Annotated in this window: 17 protein-coding genes; 15 read left to right on the top strand and 2 right to left on the bottom strand. The window is 47.5% G+C overall.

Annotation, left to right across the window (positions count from 1 at the left end):
- Nucleotides 1-3 precede the first annotated feature (3 nt).
- From EV210_RS12620 to EV210_RS12605, 4 genes are all read left to right on the top strand, one after another.
- A complete protein-coding gene (locus EV210_RS12620) occupies nucleotides 4-1,329 on the top strand; it encodes a glycine/sarcosine/betaine reductase component B subunit (protein WP_132080988.1) in 1,326 nt (441 codons plus the stop codon).
- A 12-nt stretch (nucleotides 1,330-1,341) separates the two neighbouring features.
- Nucleotides 1,342-2,661 carry a betaine reductase selenoprotein B gene (gene grdH, locus EV210_RS12615; protein ID WP_132080985.1) on the top strand — a complete coding sequence of 440 codons (1,320 nt, stop codon included), beginning with the start codon at nucleotides 1,342-1,344 and terminating at the stop codon, nucleotides 2,659-2,661.
- Between the two features lie 148 nt (nucleotides 2,662-2,809).
- On the top strand, nucleotides 2,810-3,754 hold the full coding sequence (locus tag EV210_RS12610; protein WP_132080982.1) for a selenium metabolism-associated LysR family transcriptional regulator: 945 nt from the start codon (nucleotides 2,810-2,812) through the stop codon (nucleotides 3,752-3,754).
- 48 nt (nucleotides 3,755-3,802) lie between these two features.
- Entirely contained in the window at nucleotides 3,803-4,480 is a 678-nt protein-coding gene (locus tag EV210_RS12605) for a GntR family transcriptional regulator (protein WP_132080979.1), read from the top strand.
- 156 nt (nucleotides 4,481-4,636) lie between these two features.
- Here the strand turns inward: EV210_RS12605 and EV210_RS12600 are convergent, their stop codons facing one another.
- Nucleotides 4,637-5,863: an aminopeptidase gene (locus EV210_RS12600; RefSeq protein WP_132080976.1), complete on the bottom strand. Its 1,227-nt coding sequence runs from the start codon at nucleotides 5,861-5,863 to the stop codon at nucleotides 4,637-4,639.
- A 155-nt stretch (nucleotides 5,864-6,018) separates the two neighbouring features.
- Here EV210_RS12600 and EV210_RS12595 point away from each other — a divergent pair, with 155 nt between their 5' ends.
- The 5 genes from EV210_RS12595 to pta are packed head-to-tail and all read left to right on the top strand — an operon-like array spanning nucleotide 6,019 to nucleotide 11,688.
- Nucleotides 6,019-6,597, top strand: coding sequence for a ComEA family DNA-binding protein (locus tag EV210_RS12595; RefSeq protein ID WP_132080973.1), 579 nt, complete (start codon nucleotides 6,019-6,021; stop codon nucleotides 6,595-6,597).
- A gap of 2 nt (nucleotides 6,598-6,599) precedes the next feature.
- Entirely contained in the window at nucleotides 6,600-8,966 is a 2,367-nt protein-coding gene (locus EV210_RS12590) for a DNA internalization-related competence protein ComEC/Rec2 (RefSeq protein WP_132080970.1), read from the top strand.
- A gap of 1 nt (nucleotide 8,967) precedes the next feature.
- Nucleotides 8,968-10,014 (top strand): DNA polymerase III subunit delta, encoded by a 1,047-nt coding sequence (gene holA / locus EV210_RS12585; RefSeq protein WP_132080967.1) that lies wholly within the window; start codon nucleotides 8,968-8,970, stop codon nucleotides 10,012-10,014.
- An 18-nt stretch (nucleotides 10,015-10,032) separates the two neighbouring features.
- Nucleotides 10,033-10,674, top strand: coding sequence for a glucosaminidase domain-containing protein (locus EV210_RS12580; RefSeq protein ID WP_132080964.1), 642 nt, complete (start codon nucleotides 10,033-10,035; stop codon nucleotides 10,672-10,674).
- Between the two features lie 18 nt (nucleotides 10,675-10,692).
- A complete protein-coding gene (gene pta / locus EV210_RS12575) occupies nucleotides 10,693-11,688 on the top strand; it encodes a phosphate acetyltransferase (protein ID WP_132080961.1) in 996 nt (331 codons plus the stop codon).
- 47 nt (nucleotides 11,689-11,735) lie between these two features.
- Here the strand turns inward: pta and rpsT are convergent, their stop codons facing one another.
- Nucleotides 11,736-12,002 (bottom strand): 30S ribosomal protein S20, encoded by a 267-nt coding sequence (gene rpsT, locus EV210_RS12570; RefSeq protein ID WP_132080958.1) that lies wholly within the window; start codon nucleotides 12,000-12,002, stop codon nucleotides 11,736-11,738.
- 179 nt (nucleotides 12,003-12,181) lie between these two features.
- Between rpsT and gpr the strand changes: the two genes are divergently transcribed.
- The 6 genes from gpr to hrcA all read left to right on the top strand — a co-directional run bounded on the left by gpr (nucleotide 12,182) and on the right by hrcA (nucleotide 18,932).
- Entirely contained in the window at nucleotides 12,182-13,153 is a 972-nt protein-coding gene (gene gpr, locus EV210_RS12565) for a GPR endopeptidase (protein ID WP_132080955.1), read from the top strand.
- Between the two features lie 91 nt (nucleotides 13,154-13,244).
- The gene (gene spoIIP, locus EV210_RS12560) at nucleotides 13,245-14,297 is read left to right on the top strand and encodes a stage II sporulation protein P (protein ID WP_243650538.1); all 1,053 of its coding nucleotides are present in this window, start codon (nucleotides 13,245-13,247) and stop codon (nucleotides 14,295-14,297) included.
- Between the two features lie 26 nt (nucleotides 14,298-14,323).
- A complete protein-coding gene (locus EV210_RS12555) occupies nucleotides 14,324-14,788 on the top strand; it encodes a hypothetical protein (protein WP_132080952.1) in 465 nt (154 codons plus the stop codon).
- Nucleotides 14,789-14,865: 77 nt separating this feature from the next.
- Complete coding sequence (gene lepA, locus EV210_RS12550) at nucleotides 14,866-16,662, top strand: translation elongation factor 4 (RefSeq protein ID WP_132080949.1); 1,797 nt, start codon at nucleotides 14,866-14,868, stop codon at nucleotides 16,660-16,662.
- A 2-nt stretch (nucleotides 16,663-16,664) separates the two neighbouring features.
- Nucleotides 16,665-17,798 (top strand): radical SAM family heme chaperone HemW, encoded by a 1,134-nt coding sequence (gene hemW / locus EV210_RS12545; protein ID WP_132080947.1) that lies wholly within the window; start codon nucleotides 16,665-16,667, stop codon nucleotides 17,796-17,798.
- A 102-nt stretch (nucleotides 17,799-17,900) separates the two neighbouring features.
- The gene (gene hrcA / locus EV210_RS12540; protein WP_132080944.1) at nucleotides 17,901-18,932 is read left to right on the top strand and encodes a heat-inducible transcriptional repressor HrcA; all 1,032 of its coding nucleotides are present in this window, start codon (nucleotides 17,901-17,903) and stop codon (nucleotides 18,930-18,932) included.
- The last annotated feature ends 64 nt before the right edge of the window (nucleotides 18,933-18,996 follow it).

Raw genomic sequence — 18,996 nt, 5'->3', positions numbered from 1 at the left:
GAAATGAAACTCGATATCGTGAATTTTCATGTCAGGGACATACAGTTCGGCGATAAAACAGAGTACGTCGACGGCATCCTGACAGTTAATAAACAGGAAGCGCTGGCGGTGGTGAAAGAAGACAGCCATATCACTGAGGCCGAACTGCATATTGTAAAACCGGGAGATGAGGTTCGCCTGGTGCCGGTAAAAGAAGCCATTGAGCCCAGGTACCGTGTTGGCGGCGGCCCGGTCTTTCCCGGAGTAACCGGAAAGCTGATGCCGGCTGGAAATGGCACTACCCATGCTCTGAAGGACATGAGTGTGCTGGTGGTAGGGAAGCACTGGGGCGGCTTTCAGGACGGCTTAATTGATATGAGTGGCGAAGGAGCCAAGTACACATTTTATTCCCAACTAAAAAACCTTGTGCTGGTGGCTGATACGGACGAAACATTTGAACAAAACGAGCAGCAAAAGAAAAACCGGGCACTGCGCTGGGCCGGTATGCGTTTGGCAGAATATCTGGGTACGTGCACGAAGGATTTACAGCCGGTAGAGACAGAGGTTTATGAGCTTGCTCCGATTACCAAGCGCGATAGTGCAGTAAGCAGTCTGCCCAGTGTTGTACTGGTGCTGCAGCCGCAATCGCAAATGGAGGAAATGGGCTATAACGATCTTAATTACGGCTGGGATTGCAATCATATGCTGCCTACCTTTATGCATCCCAATGAAGTGCTGGATGGCGCGATGATTTCCGGTTCCTTTATGCCTTGTTCCTCCAAATGGTCTACCTATGATTTTCAGAATTTCCCGATGATTAAAAGATTGTATCAGGAGCATGGCAAGACACTGAATTTCCTGGGCATAATTATGTCCAACCTGAATGTGGCGCTGGAACAGAAAGAACGCTCTGCTCTGTTCGTTGCGCAAATGGCAAAAAGTATAGGAGCCGACAGCGCGATTGTCGTCGAAGAGGGGTATGGTAACCCGGATGCCGACTTTACTGCCTGCATTGTCGCTCTGGAGGATGCCGGTGTCAAAACGGTCGGCCTGACCAATGAATGCACCGGACGGGACGGTGCCAGCCAGCCGCTGGTATCGCTGGACGAAAAGGCTGACGCCATTGTTTCCTGCGGTAATGTATCCAGTTTAATCAAATTGCCGCCAATGAAAACGGTGCTGGGTGAACTGGAAGCCCTCGGACGGGATGGACTTTCCGGCGGCTGGAGCAACGACGAGGTGCTAGGGCCTTCGGTACGCCCTGATGGTTCCATTATTATGGAGAATAATGCCATGTTCTGTGGTGATCAGGTTGTTGGCTGGTCTTCCAAAACTATGATGGAATTTTAAGGAGGGAAAAGTGTGAAAACGATCCTGTATATTAACCAGTTCTTCGGACAGATCGGCGGCGAAGAATTTGCCGATCATGAGCCGGAACTGCGTGAGGGTGCTGTTGGGCCGGGTCTTGCTCTACAAGCCGCCCTGGGCGATAAAATGAAGCTGACGCATACGATTATCTGCGGTGATAATTTCATTGGTTCCAACACAGAAGAAGCAATCAAGCGCATCCTGGCCTTTTTAGAGGGTAAGGAATTCGATGTCTTTTTTGCCGGTCCCGCTTTCCGGGCTGGACGCTACGGGGCAGCCTGCGGTCATATCTGCGCAGCTGTGCAAAAGAGATTTGGCGTTCCCGCTATTACCTCTATGAACGATGAAAATCCCGGCGTGGAAATGTATAAAAAGGAAATGTACATTTTTAAGGGCGGTGCCAGCGCCGCTGCAATGAGAAAGGACGTAGCCGCAATGGCCAATTTTGCGAAACGTCTTTTGGCGAAGGAACCCCTCCGTTCAGCTGCGGAAGAAGGCTATTTTGGCCGTGGCATTCGGGAGCAGGTCTGGCTGAATCCTCCGGTTAAAGCTGTCGACCGGGTAATCGATATGCTGCTGAAAAAGGTAAACGGTGAACCATACCAAACGGAACTGCCGATTCCGAAATCGGACCGTGCACCCATCGCTCCCGCTCTTTCGGCGCAGGAGCTGGCAAATAGGAAAGTCGCGCTCATCACCTCAGGGGGCATCGTGCCTGTGGGCAATCCTGACCGCATTCAATCCGCTTCTGCCACCAAGTGGGGTAAGTATAATATTGAGGAACTGGATGCTTTGCAAAAGGGCCAGTATATGACAATTCATGCCGGTTTTGACCCTGCTGCCGCCAATAATGATCCTAACGTCATTGTTCCACTGGATGTAATGCAAGAGTATGCCAAAGAAGGCAAGATCGGCGGCGTGTATAAATACTTTTACAGCACAGTCGGCACTGGAACTACTCAGGCCGAGGCCGCCCGCATGGGGAGGGAAATTGCGCAGGAGCTGATTAATGACGGTATACAAGCCGCAATATTAACCTCCACCTGAGGGACTTGTACACGTTGCGGTGCAACGATGACCAAAGAAATCGAACGTGCAGGGATTACCATCGTGCAAATGGCGAACTTGATTCCTGTTGCTAAAACGGTAGGCGTAAACCGTTTGGTTCCGACTATTTCCATTCCTTATCCGCTTGGCAACCCAGCTACTCCTAAGGATGAGCAGCATAAGCTGCGCCGCCACCGGGTAGGTGTTGCTTTGGATGCCTTAACTACGCACCTTGAAGAGCCGAGACTTTTTGAGGTTAAAATCTAACGGATGGTCATTGCACTCCGTCGGGTATTAAACCTGGCGGAGTGCATGGCATACTGGAGAACAAGCCAATTCGTTCCCGTCGGCAGGAATATGGAACAGAAAGCGGAATGCTTTGTATTAGCGGGTAATTGAGCGGGAGGTAGCCAATATGGAGATGAAACAACTGGAAGTATTTGTGGCAGTAGTTCAGCATAACAGCTTTTCCAAGGCAGCTGACATGATTTACTTGTCGCAGCCGACGATTAGTGCGCATATCAGTTCTTTGGAGAGTGAAATCGGCGCTCAGCTGCTGATCCGCTCGACTAAGGCAGTTTATCCGACGCAAATCGGCAAAGATTTGTTTCACCGTGCAAAAAACATTCTTGCCCTGCGCGATGAGGCGATCAACAGTGTCAATCGAGTCGATCCTGAAATGAGTGGCGAAATTAGTATTTTAGCTTCTTCCGTACCTGCCCAGTTTCTTTTGCCGGAGATTATTACAGTATTTCAAAAAGATTACCCCCACATTGTGTTTGATGTTCATCAGGCAGACAGCCTGCAGGTCATCGAAGGAATTTTAGGATACCGCTATGATTTTGGCATTGTAGGCACAAGCGTCAACTCCCGCCGTCTGCTGACAATACCTTTCTACCGGGATACACTGGTTATGATCACTCCCCGGTCGATGATTGTAAATAAAGGCGAAATGTATCGCGATCTGCCGGCATTTTTGCGAAATAAACCATTTGTGATGCGCGGGGACGGCTCTGGTACGCGCGTGGAAATGGAGCAGCTGCTGCATAAGCAGGGTGTTTGCGTACAAAATCTAAATATTGTGGCTTACCTCCATGATACCCAGAGTATTCTGTCCGCCGTGTCCCATGGTATGGGAGTATCCTTTGTTTCCAAAGTCGCTGCCAGCGCGTATGAAAAGAGTGGACAAATCAAGGTCTATGATCTTGATCAGCAGGCCTTTTCCCGGGAACTGCATGTTGTTTTCAAAAAAGAAATGGTTTTGTCGCCGGTGCAAAAGCTTTTTGTTGCTTACTTGGAGGGATACTCCTCCGGATTGTGGAAAACGCCGCCGGAGTCGCTCTGTACACAGCAGATTTAGTGCGGTATAATTAATAGCAAATCTGGTGAAAAGTGGTGAACCCATGGCATGATGATGCTGCCCACCTACGAGAAGCAAAGCCTGAGCGATATTGTTGTTTCTTATGTCAAGAATAGAATCTTGTCTGGCGTATTGAAAAGCGGCGATAAGTTGATTGAAGCCGATATTTCCAGCGCCTTAAATACTAGCCGGGCTCCTGTGCGCGAAGCGATGCGCATTCTGAATGAGCAAGGAATTGTCTCTTTTTCACCGAGGCGAGGGAATCAGGTCCTGGAAATGAGCCCGAAAGAGGTTTTAGAAGTATTTGAGATTCGTATCACATTGGAGCTGCAAATCTTGCATCAGCTTGCCACTCAACACATCCTGCAGGAGAAAGACTTTCAGGAACTGCACAATTTAACGCAGCAGATGAAAAATGGTGAGCACCAATGCAGTAAAGATGAAGACAAGGTTTTTTTGTTAAATACATTGGATCTATCTTTTCACCGTTACTTATGGACTGTCTCGGAAAGCAGCCGCCGGGCCCAGATTTTGGAGGGGCTGTTTTATCAGCTGCTGATTGTAATGAATCAGGACATTGTGTCGTTAGGCACGTTTGAGGAGAAAGCACAGGAACATTTGCGGATTTTGAATGCCTTGAAAACAAATCAGTCACCGCTGATTTTAGAAGAGTTTATGCAGCATATGCGCAATTATGTTGATGCAACGTTCACCGGCAATAAATAGGCCAGCAACTACGCAGCCGTAACAGGCTGCCTATCGATATAACATTCTCATATATAATAAAAAGATGGCTTCCCGCTATTGCCGGGTGCCATCTTTTCTGTTTGACTGCCTTGCTTTGAGAGCTAAGCAGATCAATTAACCTGTTTTATTATACAGTTACGCAAAATTTCCGTTCGCAAATACGGGGATTTGTTTTCCCTCGGCGGTAATTCCTGTAATGGTAAGATCTTTCGTGCCAATCATAAAGTCAACATGGACTAACGAATCATTAACACCCAGTTTTTCTAATTGCTCTCCTGATAAACTATTCCCGTCTTTTATGCAGGTTGGATAGGCCTTGCCAAAGGCCAGATGGCATGACGCATTTTCATCAAACAAAGTATTATAAAAGAGAATTTGTGCATTGGAAATAGGCGAATCATAAGGAACTAAGGCTACTTCTCCCAGATAACAGGAACCTTTATCTGTTTCTAACAGTTTTTTCAGTATTTCCTGACCTTTTTCTGCCTTATAGTCGATTACTTTTCCCTCTTTAAACGTTAAACTGAACTGATCAATTAAGTTGCCATTGTAAACTAATGGCTTCGAACTGAAGACAGTACCGTTTACACCTGTTTTTTTCGGCAGGGTAAATACTTCTTCTGTCGGGATGTTGGCAACAAAATCAATCCCTTTGGCATTGTTTTTCGATCCACCCATCCATATGTGATTGTCCGGCAGTTCGATTGTAAGATCGGTGCCAAGGCGGTTTTGATAATGTAAGGACTTAAATTTACTCTTATTCATAAAATCCCGGCGCTCTCTAAGCTTAGCCTTATGGCTATCCCATTCTTTTACGGGATCTGCGGCAGGAACCCGAACCGCTTTTAAAATAGCATCCCATAATAAGTCTACTGCCTGCTCCTCGGAGACTGCAGGAAACACCTTTTTGGCCCAGGCAGCAGTGGGAACGGAAACAATACACCATGAATTTTCATGGCTCATAATTTTTTCGCGGTATTCCTTTAACGCAGTATTACTGGCTTTTTGGGACCTGACGATTCTTTCGGGGTTAACATCTTTCAAGAGCTCCGGATCTGCCGCGGATATACTGACGAAAGCGGCTCCGCCTCGCAGATACGATAAATAAAAATCTTTGCGCCATTCCGGGAACTCATCAAAAATCTCTTCCGGAGCCTGAAGATAGCGGATTTTGGCGGAAAGTTCATCAACCCAGTTGATGACAACATCGCGGGCACCTGCTGAATAGGCTGCTGCTGTAATCAGACGGGCAAATGGGGCACATTCGATCGGTGAAGAAAGAACCAAGGTTTGATTGCTTTGGAGATTGACGCCGGTCTTAATGACGAGGCGTGCATATTTTTCTAAATCGGCATGATTCATGAGGCCACCATCCCATTTATTTTATAGTCTTATTTTATCATATTATTTTACCCGGCGGACCGCAGATATATGAAAGGATTCTCACGAAAAATAGAGGAATTTGGATAATATTGGAGAAAAAGGAAAAAAGAGCGTATTTGGGCGGGTGAAAACTAGTGGACGGAGCAAAGAAGAAATTACTAGCCGCACTGGTAATTGCACTGGTCATTACAGGGGCGGGACTGTACAGCTGGTGGCAGAAAAACACCATAGTTACGGCAGGGCAATTTAGCAGTCAGGCAGCAGGCCAAAATGAATTGGCAGCTGCAGGGAAAGCCGATACGGTGATCGTTTATATCAGCGGCGGGATTAACAAACCAGGGATGTATGAACTGAATAAAGGGCTACGGGTACTCGATGCAGTTAATCTGGCCGGAGGCTTGACTCCTGATGCGGATGCAAACCGCATAAACATGGCAGAGGTGGTAAAGGACGGCAGCCATGTTGCTGTTCCCATTGCGGCTGCCGGTTCTAAAGCTGGTGATGGTACAGGCACCAGGCAGGAAAAAATTAGTATTAACACAGCCGATAAAAATGAACTGGATAAGCTGCCGGGCATTGGACCGGCAATGGCAGAACGAATTATTGAATACCGCCAGGCTAATGGAGCTTTTAGGAACCTGGAAGAGTTGAAGAAGATCCCGGGTATTGGCGAAGCTAAATTTAATAAGCTTGTGAATAAAATTAGTTTGTAACGATGAAACTCTCGCTTCTGCTGCTTACGGCAGCCTTTATGATGGGAATAGGTCTGGCTGGTCTGGTTTCCTGGAATATCGGTTATCTATATATCGTGACTGCTCTTGTGTTAGGGGCAGTGATTTTCCAGCTCTGGATGAATGGCAAACGATCTGTTATGTGCCTGGTGCTGCTTTTCTGCCTTTTGGGCATGGTTCGCTTTACGCAGGATGACGAGCTGCCGCCAACGGACTGCAGCCAGTATATCGGCCAGCATGTCAGCTTGAGCGGGCAGATAGCTGATACACCGAAAATCACACTGACTGATGGCGTAAAAAAGATCCGCTATATTATAGCTGTCGAGCAGCTGCAAACCTCCGGACAGGTGATAAACGGGACCGGTAAGCTTATGGTTTCCGTGCGTCAGGCGGCGGATACAGGCACGATTGGCGATCAGATAGAGGTAACAGGGACAATCGATGGCTTGCATGGCTATAATAATCCCGGAGCTGTTGATTCGGTGGCTGCGCTAAAGAGACAAGGTATTACCGCCCGTATGACGGTCAGCAGTGACAGCATCCGTATTCAACCTGCTCTGAAACTAACGGCAAAAAAACTGGCAGACCGCTGGCGAAGCCGTTTAAGCGAAATATTTCAGCAAACGATGCCTGCGAGCGATGCGGCAATCCTTACCGGAGTCTTATTCGGCGGTGGTTATGATACGATTGACGCGCAGGTGCTGCAGGAGTTTTCTGCTACCGGGATTATTCACATATTATCCGTATCCGGTTCGCATATTGCTCTGGTGGCAGCTGTTATGTTATGGTTAGGAGAAAGAGGCCGTATACGTTCGGAGCTGGCCATGCTGTTAACAGGCAGTATGATTTTACTGTATGCCTTTTTGGCAGGCTTGACACCACCGGTTATCCGCTCGGCGATTATGGGAGTTGCCGGACTGTTTGGAGTGCTGGCGGGACGGGAATCATCCGGTCCTAATGTGCTGGCTCTGGCGGCGCTCATTATGCTTGCCTGGCAGCCGGCTTTGCTTTATGACATCAGCTTTCAACTTTCCTTTGGCGCCACGGCCGGGTTGGTATTTTTCTACCCTAAAACCGCAGCAAAGTTAAACTTTCTGCCCCGGTGGCTGGCTTCTGCGCTGGCCGTGACATTTGCAGCTCAGGCTGGTATTATCCCTTTTTTGGCCTGGTATTTTCACAGCTTTTCGCTAAGCTCTTTTATTGCGAATATCCTGGTGATTCCCGTAATTGAGCTGGTGATTATCCTTGGTTTGCTGGCTTGCGTCTGCAGCCCGGTACTGCCATTGGCTGCCAAAGTGCTGCTGGTTGTTTGCAGCCTGGGGACTGGTTTGGCAGTGCAGTTAAATAGAACCATTGCTGTCGCTGCGGGTTTACAGCTCTATTTGCCGCCCTTTGGACTAATGGAAGGCATACTGTATTATCTTTTTCTGACCTGGTGCTACGGTTATCTTCCCAGCGGTCTGCCGCCACCGGCAGCTGTGCTTGTACGATGGCCTTACCGGGCGGCGAGTGTTATACTGACGGTTTGCTTGCTGATTAGTGTCCTATGGCATACACAAACGGCGGCGGTCCACTTCATTGATGTCGGCCAGGGGGATGCGACCCTGTTTATCAGTCCTCACGGGAAAGCAATCCTTGTGGATACAGGCGGCACAACCGGCGAAAACAGCAGCTTTGATATAGGGGAACGGGTTGTTGTTCCCTACCTAAAGCACCAAGGGATAACGAAGCTTGATTTTCTCATCCTTACGCATGGCCACCGGGATCATGCCGGTGGTGCCGCAGCGATAGCGGCAGCTATTCCGGTCAGCAATTGTATCGTTGCTCCCGAAGCTTTCTCTGACAGTCTTCAGGCCTTGTTGCGAAAAAAAGGTCATGGTGTCCTTATTCCTGCCGCACGGGGACAAACGATAAAGTTAGACGGACTGGGAATTGAAGTGGTTCATGCCGGCGCTGGAACAGGCCATGGCGGCAATGAGTCATCAAGTGTTATTCGTGTATCTTATGGGCAGCACAGTTTTTTAATTACCGGCGATATCGAGAACCGGCAGGAAGAAGAAGTGGTTGCAAACGGCTTGACCCCGTGTACGGTGCTCAAAGTAGCACACCATGGGTCACGAACTTCGACTTCCGACGCATTTTTACAAAAGGCGGCACCCAGCTATGCCGTTATTTCCGTAGGCTACCAGAACCGTTTTGGTCATCCTCATAAAGAGATTTTGCATAAATTGGAGCAAGCAAACGTACGTACATACCGGACCGATGTAAGTGGAGCTGTTCTGATGAAAACTAATGGGACAGACCTGTTTATTGAGCCTTATGTACAATCAGTGACGTATCGGAGGCCCTAAGATGAATTATTCGGCAATTATGGAACAAATTAATCGCAATCAAATCGCTTCGATATATTTGTTGTATGGGGAAGAAGCTTATCTAATCAAGGAAGTAGAACAAAAACTTATTCATGCGCTGCTGCCACCGGATGAGTGGGAGACTGGGTTAATGGTTTTTGAAAATGAACCTTCAAGCGAAGAACTGATTCGCTTAAGCGAATCGGTTCCGTTTTTCGGCAGTAAAAATGTTATTTTAGTGCGCAGCACTGCGCTATTCCGGGCCCGTAAAACCTCCGGTCAGACAGAGCCAGCAGGCGAAGAAGGTTCAGATGCCGCCTCAGAGAAGTTAATCCAGCTTTTTGCCAATATGCCGGAGTATAGTCACATAATTTTTCTTGGCGGCGATAAAATTGATAAGCGTAAGAAGCTTGTTAAGGCAATTGAAAAACACGGCGCAGTTGCTGAGTTTGCCCCCTTGAAGGTCAAGGATGTAAAGCCCTGGATTGCAGCAAAAGTAGCGGAACATAATAAAAGACTAACAGCTGATGCCATGGAGCACTTGCTGAATATTGTCAGCATTATGCCGCAGGTATCATTGGGCTTTTTAGCAGGTGAGCTGGAAAAAGCAAGTTTGTACACAAAGGCAAAGCCGTCGATTACCCGCGATGATCTTATCAAAATCCTGTCCGTAGTGCCCGAGGTTTCTGTGTTTGTTATGCTGGAAGCCTTAAGCCAGAAGCAAGCGGCAAGGGCGCTGCAGCTGCTGGGCGAACAGCTTTCTACAGGTGAGTTTCCCTTTCGCCTGCTGGCTTTACTGGCAAGGCAGGTCCGCCAGTTATGGCAGGCTAAGCTGATGGTCGAACAGGGTTTTTCGCAGCAGGATGTTGCTAATGAATTTAAGGTTCCCCTGTTTATCGGTGAAAAACTGGTTCGCCAGAGCCGGAGCTTTTCGGCAGAACAGCTTAAGGCAGGTATTCTCCGCTTAGCTGCTGCTGACCGCGATTTAAAAACGGGAAAAACAAATGGACAAGTGCTTGAGCAGTTTGTTATTGAGTTATGTCTATAATAAGGAGAGGAGGCTGGCATGATTAATCTAAGCAACCGGATTGCCTGGGTACTGTTGGCTGCTGCCGGCTTGTTGTTGCCAAGCTTGACACCTGCAGCAAAGGTGCCTGCTATGGCAAAAACGGAATTGATTCAGAGTGAAGGCAGTTTTGATCTGTCGATACTAGGAGAGCCGCTGGCTACCAAGGAACAATGTATCCGCTACATGCAGCGGGTCAACCCGTTTCCCCTCATTACTGTTCCCATTGAAACGCTGGTAGAGTATTACTGGCAGCAAGGCGTACTGGAAAATATCCGTCCCGATGTTGCTTTTGCCCAGGCTATTCATGAAACTGGTCATTTTCGTTATGGCGGTGATGTAGTGCCCCTGCAGAATAATTATGCCGGTATAGGTACTACCGGCAATAAAGTGCGGGGACATTGGTTTGGCTCAGCTCAAGAGGGTGTGACGGCTCAAATACAGCATTTGTTGGCATACGCTTCGACGGCAGAACCGCAAGGACCAATTGTTGACCCCCGTTACCAATTGGTGAAGACCGGGAAGTATTTCGGCCAGGCTATAACCTGGACGGATTTAAATGGCAGGTGGGCAGTGCCGGGTAAAACCTATGGGCAGAAGATATTAAAAATTCACGCGCGTATTCTGGAAGAAGATAAATAAAAAGGCGGCGGTAAGGTTATGAGTTTTATTGAGCAGATGAAGCAAAAAGCCAGGTCCGACAAACAGAATATTGTTTTGCCTGAAGCGACTGATTTGCGGGTGCTGCAGGCGGCGAGCATCATTTTGCAAGAGCAGATTGCCAATGTTATTTTAATAGGAAACAAGGATGAAATACGTAAGGCAGCGGGAGACCTGGACCTGGCCGAAGCAATTATTATTGATAGTGAGCATGCGGAAAAAGGACAGGAATATGCCCAAGCTTTCTATGAGCTGCGTAAATCCAAGGGGATAACATTGGAACAGGCAGCAGAACAAGTGAAAGACCCGGTTTACTTTGGGATGATGATGCTTAAGCAAAATGATGCGGACGGCTTGGTTTCCGGGGCAATTCATTCAACGGCAGATACGGTGCGGCCGGCACTGCAGATCATCAAGACCGCACCGGAGGCAAAACTTGTTTCCACTTTCTTCGTTATGGTTGTTCCTGACAGTGAATATGGACATAATGGTACATTATTGTTTGCTGACTGCGCCTTAAATGAGAATCCTAATGCAGAGGAACTCTCTGAAATCGCTATTGCTTCAGCGCACAGTATGAATAGTCTGCTTGATTTAACACCGGTGGTGGCCATGTTATCGTACTCAACCTTTGGCAGTGCGAAAAGCGAGCTTACCGAAAAAGTGATTCGGGCCGCAGCATTAGCCCGGCAAAAGGCGCCTGAGCTGCTGCTTGATGGAGAAATGCAGGTCGATGCCGCACTGGTACAGCGGGTCGCCCGGTTAAAAGCGCCTGGCAGCAAAGCTGCCGGTCAGGCCAATGTACTGATATTTCCCGATTTGAATGCGGGGAACATCGGCTATAAGCTAACGGAAAGACTGGCGAAGGCACAAGCCTACGGGCCGATAACTCAGGGACTGGCAAAACCGATTAATGATTTATCCAGAGGCTGCAAGGCGGAAGATATTGTCGGTGTAGTCGCTATTACCGCCGTTCAGGCACAAAGCGGCAAATAAAAATACCCCTTGTCCAAATTTTTGGACAAGGGGTATTTGTTTGTTGCTTATTTGGCGATCGCGTTTAGCTTACGAGCCAAGCGGGACTTTTTACGGGCCGCGGCATTTTTATGGATAACGCCTTTGGCGACTGCTTTGTCAATAACACTGCTGGCTTTGGTCAGGAGGGCGCTAGCATCGTCTGCTTTGCCGGCCCCAACGGCTTCCACCGTTTTACGGGTAACGGTTTTGATGGTGGATTTTACAGCAAAGTTGTTTGCCCGACGCTCAGCATCAGTTTTTACACTGCGTTCACTGGATTTGATATTCGGCAATTGTTTCACCTCCCTTGTGACCATTATACCTAAAATATTTTAGCATGGGCCTTTAAAAAATGCAAGCAACAATTACCACTTATTTATGGAACTGGTTATTTATGCTTCATTATGGTATAGGAAGGTGTTATTTTGGTAACGATAGCCTACAGAAATATTGTTATTTTAGGAGGAAATTCATGAATAACGAAATATTTACGCCCCGGACGGATCTTGCGCTGGAAGCAAGAGAAATGCTTAGCCGGAAGGTTCGGGAAGATGTTCCCGGTGTTGTTGTGGAAACAGCCGAAAATGATGATGTTTTGATTACCCGTGTTAATATCACCACTCCGGAAGCGGAAAGAATGATGGGAAAAAAACAAGGACGTTATGTAACGGTCGAAGCACAAGGGCTGCGATATAAAAATACACCGCTTGAAGACCAAATCATGAAGCATCTTGCGCAAGAATTGGTAAGCATGGCCGAGCTGCCGCGCAATGCTACCGTGCTGATTGTCGGGCTGGGCAACTGGAATGTGACACCGGATGCTCTGGGACCGCGTGCGGTAGATAAAGTGGTTGTTACCAGGCATTTGCAGGAAATGCTGTCACCGGAACTGAAAAATGGTGTCCGTTCCGTCTGTGCGATTGCTCCTGGAGTACTGGGAATTACGGGTATGGAAACAGCAGAAATTATTCATGGCATCGTAGATAAAGTAAAGCCCAATGCGGTAATTGCGATTGACGCTTTGGCGGCGGCCTCCAGCCACCGGGTTCTGACTACAGTACAGCTCGCCAACACGGGAATTCATCCAGGGTCAGGCGTAGGCAATAAGCGTTTCGGCTTAAGCCAGGAGACGCTTGGCGTGCCGGTTATTGCAATCGGCGTACCGACTGTTGTTCATGCATCCACAATCGCCATGGATACGATTGATACTATGCAGGAACATGCCGCTTTTGCCCGCTATTTTAAAAGCATGGCAGATTTGTCTGATCAAGACCGGGGCATGATTGTACGGCAAGTACTTCCCGATGCACTGGGAGATCTGATGGTTACCCCTAAAGAAATTGACCGTTTGATTCAAGATATTGCCAACATTATTGCCGGTGGTATTAATCAGGCGCTGCATCCGAATATTGATTATGAAAATATTCATTTATACTTGCACTAAGTCCTGACCGTAAACTGTTTCTCTTGTGGTAATATCCTTCTGCCCGAAAGCATATACATTGTATGTAAACAATAGGGCAGGGGGAAAGAACTTGAGAAAACGGCGCAGATATAACCAAAAATCAAAAATGATTGCCGTAACAGTTGTTGTTATGGCAATGATAATAGTCATCTCGGGGATGTATGGAATCAAAAGCGCAGGAGCGCTCTCGAGCGACAACGTAAACGATGCTGTCGGCAGCAAGCGGAATTGGGAGCAATTATGGCCGAACTGGAAGGACGTGCTATTCTCGGGAATACCTGGACTAGCAGGCTCTTCCAGTGTGCCGCCTGTTACCATTAAGACAGAGGTAACAGCTCAAAGTGTCATTAGAGGCATCGTAATGTTTCTTGCCAATGTGGATATTAAAGATACTCGCTCTTTGTTTCGGGTCGAAATCCCCTTATTGGCGGCAATCAAGCCGGAGTCAACGGTAAGTGCGATGACGGTTCCTAATTTTCCTAAGTTTGATTTTAAGAGCAACTTAACGACAGGAAAACCGGTTGTGGGCATTTATTTTACGCATACGGCCGAGTCTTTTATTCCAAGCTCAGGCGTAACGCATCGTCCTGGCGGACAGCGCGGCGAAATAGTTGAAGTTGGCGATGCGCTGGCTAAACGCTTGGATGAACGTGGTTATAAAGCGGTCGTAAGTAAGAATATTCATGACTACCCCAGTTTTATGAAGGCTTATGGACCGTCGGAAATTACTGCAAAGGAAATGCTGGCGGAGAATCCTTCGATGCAAATGATTTTTGATATCCATCGTGATGCCGATAAACGGGAAAATTCCATTGCAACGGTGGCCGGTGTAACTGTTGCCCGTATGTCTATTGTGGTAGCGAAAGGGCAGCCGGATCTGGTGCAGCCTCACTGGCAGCAGAATCATGCCTTTGCCAAGCTGATTGATGCAAAGATGAATCAGTACTTTCCCGGTGTCTCAAAGGGAATTCAGTTAGTTGACTGGCGTTTTAATCAGCATCTGCATCCCCGTGCCTTGCTGCTGGAAGTAGGCTGCCAGGAGAACTCAAAAGAAGAAGCAATGCGGACAGTGGAACTGCTTGGTGATATTTTAGCGGAAATTATGGCCGAAAACAAAGAATAAAGAAAAATAGGTTACCGAGCTTAGAGGTGATAGTTATTCTGAATCGCATGCCCGCAGAAGAAGTTGTGATATTGTCCAGAGGCATTATCGCCATGCTTGTGTTTATTATGTTAGGTGTTGCCGCCGCGGAACATCAGCTGAATGATATGACGATGCAGAGTCCCTATGTGCGCTCCTTTAATGTACGGCGTGAGAATGGCGGCTACTCTGCTCACGTCCTGGGAAACGGTATCAGGATCAGCGGGCAGATTCCCGTAGCGGCAATCCGCAATTCCTCCAAGGATATAACCCTTCAGGTTAGCGGCAGCCGTGTAACCATACCTACGGTCTTATACTTTAATATTGAACGTCCCATCTATTGGCTGAATGTATGGTATGGACAGTTTACGGAGAAGGCGTTCCAGACCAAAGAGAATTTAAGCGGATATCTGCGGGAAATCAGACCGCTTGAAGAAAGCCAATTACACTGGCTTAAAGAGCAATTCAGGTAAATGCTTGCAGGTAATAGGGGGGAAATGCTATAATAAATCACTGAAAATTGCTATTGTAGTCTGAGAGGAGCCCCGCTATGAATACATCCCATATTCGAAACTTCTCCATCATTGCTCATATTGACCATGGTAAATCCACATTAGCTGACCGGCTGCTGGAATTTACCGGTGCTCTCTCTGCTCGTGAGATGGAAAACCAAGTATTGGACCAGATGGAGTTAGAACGTGAGCGTGGAATTACAATTAAGGCACAATCGGTCCGCTTGTCTTATACGGCTAAGAATGGGCAGACCTATATGCTGAATTTGATTGATACGCCAGGACACGTAGACTTTACATATGAAGTTTCCCGCAGCTTGGCAGCCTGTGAAGGCGCGCTTCTGATTGTCGATGCGGCACAGGGAATTGAAGCTCAAACGCTGGCCAATGTGTATCTGGCATTGGAGCATGATCTGGAAATTATTCCGATTATCAATAAAATTGACTTGCCGAGCGCGGAACCGGAGCGGGTAAAACAAGAAATTGAAGATGTAATCGGACTGGATACTTCGGATGCGGTTTTGATTAGTGCTAAAACCGGCTTTGGTATTGAGGAAGTACTGGAAGCAATTGTTGCGAAAATCCCGCCCCCGAAAAGTGAGCGGAATAAACCGCTTAAGGCACTGATTTTTGATTCGCATTTTGACTCCTATAAAGGAGTAATTGCCTATGTCCGCGTAATGGATGGGTATATACGCCCCGGTACGAAAGTACTGATGATGGCGACGGAGAAAAAATTCGAAATAACGGAAGTCGGTGTTTTCAGGCCTTCCATGACCAATGTTACCGAACTTGGTCCAGGAGAAGTGGGCTTTATTGCCGCTAGTATTAAAAATGTGAAAGATACCCGTGTCGGTGATACGGTTACAGAGCTTGACAATCCTGCAAGCGAACCGCTGCCTGGTTATCGTAAAGTAACGCCTATGGTATATTGCGGCCTGTATCCGGTAGACAGCGCTGATTATGATTCGCTCCGTGATGCGTTGGATAAGCTTAAGCTAAATGATGCCTCTTTGGCGTATGAACCGGAAACGTCCATTGCGCTTGGCTTTGGCTTCCGCTGCGGTTTTCTCGGACTATTACATATGGATGTAATTCAGGAGCGGCTGGAACGGGAGTACAATCTTACTTTAATTACAACCGCACCGAGCGTTATTTTTAAGGTCTATAAAACAGACGGCGAAATGCTGGAAATTGATAATCCGTCAAAGTTGCCGGTAGTTCAGGAAATTGATCATATTGAAGAGCCCTATGTGAAAGCTACCATTATCGTTCCCAATGACCTTGTTGGCGCAGTTATGGAGCTTTCCCAGGAGAAACGGGGCGAATACAAAGATATGAAATACCTGGATGTCACCCGGGTTACCATTACGTATCATTTGCCGTTAAGCGAAATTATTTACGACTATTTTGACCGTCTGAAATCCTCTACCCGCGGGTATGCTTCTTTGGATTACGAATTGATCGGTTATCAGGAGTCGGAACTGGTTAAGCTGGATATTCTGCTTAATGGTGAGGCTGTTGACGCATTAAGTGTGATCGTCCATCGAGATAAGGCCACTTTCCGGGGAAGATTACTTGCTGAAAAACTGAAGGAAATTATTCCGAAGCAAATGTTTGAGATTCCTATCCAGGCAGCTATCGGCAATAAGGTAATTGCCCGGGAAACCGTGCGAGCGATGCGCAAGGACGTGCTGGCAAAATGCTACGGCGGTGATATCACCCGGAAACGCAAACTGCTGGAAAAACAAAAAGAAGGTAAGAAACGCATGAAACAAGTGGGAAGTGTTGAAGTCCCGCAAGAAGCATTCATGGCGATCTTGAAAATGGATTAGCCATGCAATTAGGGCTATATATACACATCCCGTTTTGTCAGCAAAAATGTTTATATTGTGATTTCCCTTCTTACTCTCATATGGAGAGTCTATACGAAAGCTATACCAACGCCTTGTGCCGGGAAATCATCGGCCAAGGTGTTCTTTTTTCCGGTCATGAGGTTGATACCATCTATATTGGCGGCGGGACACCGACGCTGTTGCCGCTGCCTTTGCTGCTGCAAGTGATTACAGCAGTACAGACAAATTTTCACGTTACTCCTGATGCAGAGGTTTCTATGGAAGCAAATCCTGGAACGGTGGATGGCGGCATCCTGGCGGACTTGCGGGCGCATGGAATAAACCGCATGAGCTTCGGGGTACAGTCGTTTACCGATATTCTGCTGCAGGAAGCAGGCCGGATTCACAGCGCCGAAGAAGGGATTGCTGCCGTACGGGCAGCACAGCAGGCTGGTTTTTCCAATATTAATATTGATTTAATGTATGGGCTGCCGCTGCAGACATTAAAAAACTTTCAAGACAGCCTCCGGCAGGCCGTTGATCTGGCTGTTCCGCATATTTCCGTTTATGGTTTAAAAGTAGAAGAAGGAACCCCTTTTGCCCATCGTCTGGCCGCAGAGCGTTTACTGCTGCCCGCTGAAGAGGAGGAGGAGGCTATGTATGAAGAAGCGGTCCGTTTCCTGCCCCAGTGCGGCTATAAACGGTATGAAATATCCAATTATGCCGCACAGGGGCAGTTATGCCGGCATAATCTAAAATACTGGAACTACTCTTCGTATCTTGGCCTGGGTGCGGCCGCACATTCCTTCCTTAACCGTGAGCGCCTGGCAAATACCCGTGATGTCCGTACGTATATCGAACAGATTAATAGCGGAGGTTCGCCTGTTGAATATCAGGAAAAACCCGATGTGGCAGAGCAAATGGCTGAGTTCTGCTTTTTAGGGCTTCGTACAGCAGCCGGGATATCGTACGAAGCTTTTTATCAATACTTTGAGAAACAATTTCCGCAGCATTTTTCCAGGCAGGTGGCGGAGCTGGCTGCTAAAAAATTGATTGATGTAGGTAAAGAATCAGTAAAATTGACCCCTCTGGGGATGAAATACGGCAACTTGGCCTTTCAAGCCTTCTTACCTTAACAGATAAAGGTAGGAAGGCATCTTGACATGTGCGGCAAGGAGTGATATGTTTTAATTAGGTGTTAGCACTCCCTGCGATAGAGTGCTAACAATAGGAGGTGAATGCTTTTGGACGAGAGAAAACGTAAAATTCTGCAGGCGATCATTGACGACTATATTTCAACCGCGGAACCGATTGGTTCAAGAACCATTGCCCGAAAATATGATTTAGGGATTAGTCCGGCTACCATACGCAACGAAATGTCCGATTTGGAGGTGCTGGGTTATCTTGAGCAGCCCCATACGTCGGCAGGGCGGATTCCTTCGGCCAAGGGCTATCGTTTCTATGTAGACTGTTTATTGGCTCCACCGACGATCAGTGACCAGGAAATTCTGTTGATTGATCGCTGGTATGAGGCAAAGGCCAGGCGGATTGAGGGGGTTTTTCAGGAAACTGCCAAGATACTATCCCGCATGACCCGCAATGTGTCGCTGGTGCTGGCGCCGCAAATGTCACAATGTGTTTTCAAATACATGCAATTTCTGCCGCTTGATGAGCGCAGGGCAATTGTCATCATTGTTACCGATACGGGTTTTGTCGATAATAAGGTAATTGATATTCCCGAAGGAACATCGCTAACAGATTTGCAAAGCATTGCAGAGCGGATCAATAACAGGTTGGCGGGCTTACCGCTGGATCGCATAAGATTATCACTTTTACGAGAAATCAAGCAGGAAGTTGTGTCTGATTCCCTCATCTATAAAGCGGCTTTAGAGGTACTGGGAAGTGCCATTGCTGGCGACAGGAAAGATCGTGTATATACCGGTGGTACTACCCAATTGCTGGAGCAGCCGGAATTCCGCGATGTTGATAAAGTAAAAGCCTTGCTTTCCATGCTGGAAGAAGAACAACTGCTGAGTGATATTCTGCATAGGCAGGAAACTGATCACTTACTCGTTACGATCGGTCAGGAAAACAAGTTTTCCGGTATACAGGATTGCAGTGTAATTCAGGCGACTTACCGGGTTGACGGTCAGATAGTCGGAACGGTCGCAGTTTTAGGGCCTACCCGTATGGAGTATGGTAAGATTATTGGTGTGCTTGGCTTTATGCAGCGTCACTTGGGTGATGTATTGAAAAAATACGGTGTTTAAAGTGGATTAGCAAAAACGGGCAGACGGTATAGTCTGCCCGAAAAGAGAATACATATCTAGGTAT

The sequence above is a fragment of the Anaerospora hongkongensis genome, from assembly GCF_004339805.1.
GTDB lineage: Bacteria > Bacillota > Negativicutes > Sporomusales > DSM-15969 > Anaerospora > Anaerospora hongkongensis.
Note: the sequence above shows the minus strand (reverse complement) of the source record. Positions and strands in the feature narration are given on the sequence as shown.

What these genes read in the sequence shown, in the direction of transcription:
- EV210_RS12580 (WP_132080964.1), top strand. Translation starts at nt 10,033, where the DNA reads ATGATTAATCTAAGCAACCGGATTGCCTGGGTACTGTTGGCTGCTGCC.
- EV210_RS12590 (WP_132080970.1), top strand. Translation starts at nt 6,600, where the DNA reads ATGAAACTCTCGCTTCTGCTGCTTACGGCAGCCTTTATGATGGGAATA.
- lepA (WP_132080949.1), top strand. Translation starts at nt 14,866, where the DNA reads ATGAATACATCCCATATTCGAAACTTCTCCATCATTGCTCATATTGAC.
- EV210_RS12600 (WP_132080976.1), bottom strand. Translation starts at nt 5,863, where the DNA reads ATGAATCATGCCGATTTAGAAAAATATGCACGCCTCGTCATTAAGACC.
- EV210_RS12620 (WP_132080988.1), top strand. Translation starts at nt 4, where the DNA reads ATGAAACTCGATATCGTGAATTTTCATGTCAGGGACATACAGTTCGGC.
- holA (WP_132080967.1), top strand. Translation starts at nt 8,968, where the DNA reads ATGAATTATTCGGCAATTATGGAACAAATTAATCGCAATCAAATCGCT.
- EV210_RS12610 (WP_132080982.1), top strand. Translation starts at nt 2,810, where the DNA reads ATGGAGATGAAACAACTGGAAGTATTTGTGGCAGTAGTTCAGCATAAC.
- EV210_RS12605 (WP_132080979.1), top strand. Translation starts at nt 3,803, where the DNA reads ATGATGATGCTGCCCACCTACGAGAAGCAAAGCCTGAGCGATATTGTT.
- pta (WP_132080961.1), top strand. Translation starts at nt 10,693, where the DNA reads ATGAGTTTTATTGAGCAGATGAAGCAAAAAGCCAGGTCCGACAAACAG.
- hrcA (WP_132080944.1), top strand. Translation starts at nt 17,901, where the DNA reads ATGCTTTTGGACGAGAGAAAACGTAAAATTCTGCAGGCGATCATTGAC.
- gpr (WP_132080955.1), top strand. Translation starts at nt 12,182, where the DNA reads ATGAATAACGAAATATTTACGCCCCGGACGGATCTTGCGCTGGAAGCA.
- hemW (WP_132080947.1), top strand. Translation starts at nt 16,665, where the DNA reads ATGCAATTAGGGCTATATATACACATCCCGTTTTGTCAGCAAAAATGT.